The sequence below is a fragment of the Longimicrobiales bacterium genome (genome assembly GCA_028823235.1).
In the GTDB taxonomy this organism is placed as follows: Bacteria; Gemmatimonadota; Gemmatimonadetes; order Longimicrobiales; family Gaopeijiaceae; genus UBA2589.
Genome location: JAPKBW010000063.1, coordinates 1 through 3468 on the forward strand (window position 1 = coordinate 1; position 3468 = coordinate 3468).

Annotated in this window: 4 protein-coding genes; all 4 read left to right on the top strand. The window is 60.1% G+C overall.

The genetic code is table 11. From position 1 onward, the window contains the following. On the top strand, positions 1 to 327 hold a 327-nt coding region (locus tag OSA81_13505), incomplete at its 5' end, for a hypothetical protein (protein ID MDE0900017.1). Positions 328 to 338: 11 nt separating this feature from the next. Next, positions 339 to 1259 carry a hypothetical protein gene (locus tag OSA81_13510; GenBank protein ID MDE0900018.1) on the top strand — a complete coding sequence of 307 codons (921 nt, stop codon included), beginning with the start codon at positions 339 to 341 and terminating at the stop codon, positions 1257 to 1259. Positions 1260 to 1439: 180 nt separating this feature from the next. Beyond that, positions 1440 to 2621, top strand: a complete 1182-nt coding sequence (locus tag OSA81_13515) for a hypothetical protein (GenBank protein MDE0900019.1) — start codon at positions 1440 to 1442, stop codon at positions 2619 to 2621. Between the two features lie 227 nt (positions 2622 to 2848). Further along, the coding region (locus OSA81_13520) for a GntR family transcriptional regulator (protein ID MDE0900020.1) at positions 2849 to 3468 on the top strand (620 nt) is incomplete at its 3' end.

Consider the following 3468-nt stretch of genomic DNA (forward strand, 5'->3'; position numbering starts at 1 on the left):
TTGAATATCAGTCGGGCGCGTGCAGTCGCGCTGCTGGACACGGGGTGGGGCAGTCCTCGGGCGGAGTCGAGTCGGATCTTTGCCGTGACCATGGATGATCACCGCGGACATGTGGGCGAGACGGGCGAATTTGAACTTTACGACCTTGCGTCGGATCGCCGCGAGCAAAATGACATTTCGGGCGAGAAGCCCGAATTGAGCGCGCTTCTCAAGGGGCGCATTGAGGAGTACCAGATCGATTCAGAGTCTCCATGGCAGGTGGAAGAAGTGGAACTCGACGACATGATGCTGAATCAACTCCGGGCACTGGGTTATCAGATCGAATGAGAGGAAATTGCATGCACACGAGAGTGCGGATAGGTCTTTGGTTCGTAGTCTTCCTTGCTCTGTCTGCTTTTGGTATTGGTGCCGGGGGCGAGGTCCGGGCTGATCAGGCGACAGAAGCGGAGGCCCCAGAGAACCCGGGCTGGACGAGCAGTTTGTCACTGAGCATCGAGGCGAGGCACCAGAGCGCGGTGGGGTCCGTTCAGAGTACGTTGGCGACGCGCGAGACTAACGAAGTCGACACAACGCCTTTGGTGCCCAACGCTCGGCTTGACTCGAGCCTCTTTGGTATTTCGGTTCCAATCGGTCTTGAGGTTTCAGCGCCGGTAATTGAGGGCCTCCCCGGAGATGCACGGCCATTTATGGAGGTCTCCTACCAGCTTGTGCCCTCGTCAGACAGGGTCTTTCTTCAGGAGGGCAATCCCGGACCGGTCGCGGTCCCGGCGAGTCTCATCAGTCAAGGACTCGGGTTCAAATTCGAAACCGATATCAGCCATCAGTGGAGCGCCTCGCTGGGCGTTTCGTTTCAACTTCCGACGGACGAGTATTCAGTGCGATTCCGGCCCTCTCTTGATTATTTCGGGCAGGCGATGAAGTTCAATTCCCAGGTGGTGGGACTCCCCGTGGATGCCGCGGGGGCAGCGACCTCGATCCCGTTGAGCTTAAACATGGCGAGCACAGGAACCTACCATTACTTGGGACCTCGCGTTTCCTTTGAGGTGGACGCGGGGCGTCGGGGTCCGCTGCGCTTCGTCATGTTCCTGGATTTAGCGGGGTATCTGCTGGTGGGGAGCGGTGCCGTGCAGGGAAGTGCGGGGGCAGGCTCTGCGGAGGGCCCCCAGACCGCGAACTTCCGCTACACGCCGGGCCTTTTTACTTTTCAGGGCGGAATGGGTACGCGCGTCGTCTGGGACCCCGTGAGAGACGGGCGCTAGCGGAATGGTCCCCGAGGGGGAGAATTTCTATTTAGTTATATAAATTGTATATATTTCTCTTGACATCCAAGCCCGTTCAGGGGAAATTGATTGAGAGGCATGGTTCTTTTCGGTCGTACGCGGAGGTCGCGTAAGTCCGAACTAGGCCACAACGATCGCGGTCACAACGGAGGAGCCAATATGGTCAGGGAAAAAACGAATCTTCGTCTGCTCGCCATGGCGGGCATAGCATTATTGTTTGGGTTGGTGGCCACTCCGGTCACAGCACAGGTACGGTTCGTGGACGGTTTTATTACAGGTACTTGGTCCGAATTTGAGCCGATTGGCGCCAACGCGCTGACGACCACGGTGGTCACAGCCGGTGGTCAGACTTGCGGGCCTCTCGTGGCTCCTTGTGCTGGACGACCATATCCCGGTTTGGCGGGTGGGGCCCAGATAGAGCCCGCGAACACGGGGGGAGCTGTGCTCTGGGGCGGTACGGCCCAGGGTGACGCGATTCAGATGCCTGGCTCGCAGTGGACACTGAGTACCATGGGCACTCTGCCGAGCGGTGTTCTTCCTAGCATTCAGAGCATCATGTCGGCTTTCAGGGGCAGGAATAGCCCCGCCTTGGCAGCCAGCGGTAACGGCTGGTCGGCAGGCGGTGGGCCGGGAAACTACGTCGCCAACCCCGCGGCCGCAGGGATTCCTTCGTCGACATACCAGATCCGGACATTCGCGGGTGCCACAAGTGCTCTCGGGGCGACCACGGCGGAAGGCAACAATAAGACCGTAACCTTCCCGTCGTTGCCGGTGATGACGGATGCAAACCTTCGCATGCAAGGGACAGCGGGTCCGCGTCAGTTCGGGGGAACGGTGAAGATCTTGACCGAACAGCCGAATCGCTTGACCCTGATCTTCCCGACAGGTCTCGTGGACCGAACTAATGGCCGTTGCCCGCCCTCGTATCCCTTTGGGGAATGTAGTGCAGCGGGGGGCGGGGGGTTTGAGATCGGAGGGGACACCGGTCAGGTGGGACAGAGCGCACGGGTTTATAAATTTCAAGCCTTGCCGGTCACTCTAACTGGACACTATCGCTGGTATGGCCAGCCCTGGACCACGGGCACGGTGAGCATCGCTCAGAAGGTGACGGCCGGCTCGAGCAGCTTTGGTCGGACGGGTACCGATGTGGGCGGGAGTTCGCGACACCTGGTCATGGTCACGCCCATTTTGGGCTTTGGCCAAGGTCTCGCAGGGCTTGGTGGCGTATCGATCCTCTGGACCTGGGACATCACGTACACGCCCGAGCCTGGGGCAGCGATGGGTCTGCTGGCCGGCGTGGGCATGCTCGGCCTGCTCTACACCCGACGCCAGGGTCGCTAAGGACCGAAAAAGCTCGATATGAACGGTTGGTTGGGGGGGCGGCGTCGCGCAAGCGCGTCGCCCCTCGTTCGTTTGGAGTGCCGGTTGGCACCCGAGTGGGCCCGAATCCCAGCAGAGAACTATCCGAAATAGCCCCCGTTTCGCTGGTATTCCAGTACTATCGTTCACGGAAATTCCAAGGAGAAGAAGCGTTGGTGCAAAGTCGGGAAAGCGGACTTGGGACGGGGATGAGGGAACGAAAGGTGCCTTCGGTACGGGTGCCGAAAACGGCTGAACTGGTCGCCGCCCGTGTCCGCCGCCAGATCGTGCGTGGCGAGTTGGAGGAAGGCGAAGCGTTGATGTCAGAGGCCGAGCTGATGGTCGAGTTCGGTGTATCGCGACCCACACTTCGCGAAGCGTTCAGGATCCTTGAGGTCGAGTCGCTCATTACCGTCACGCGAGGCTCGCGTGGGGGGGCACGCGTTCATGCACCGGATATAAGCGTGGCCGCTCGTTATGCGGGCCTGCTCCTGCAGTACTCGGGCACAACCCTTGAGGACGTGCAGTCTGCACGCCTGGTGATCGAGCCGCCGGTGGCCCGGCGGCTGGCGGAAAAGCGAGGCGTCGCTGTCGTCGAGGTGCTTCGTGCTCACATCGAGGAGGAGAAGGCGTCGCAAGGTGACGCTCCTGCTTTTGCCGAACTCTCTACGCGATTCCACGAGCTGCTGGTCGAGTTGAGTGGGAGTCAGACGTTGACCCTCGTCGTCGGCATGCTCCACGACATCGTCGAGTCCCACGCTAGGTTGACAATTACCCTGAGTCAGAATCCCAAGTCGATCCCTCGTGCCATCCGATCGCATGAGAAGCT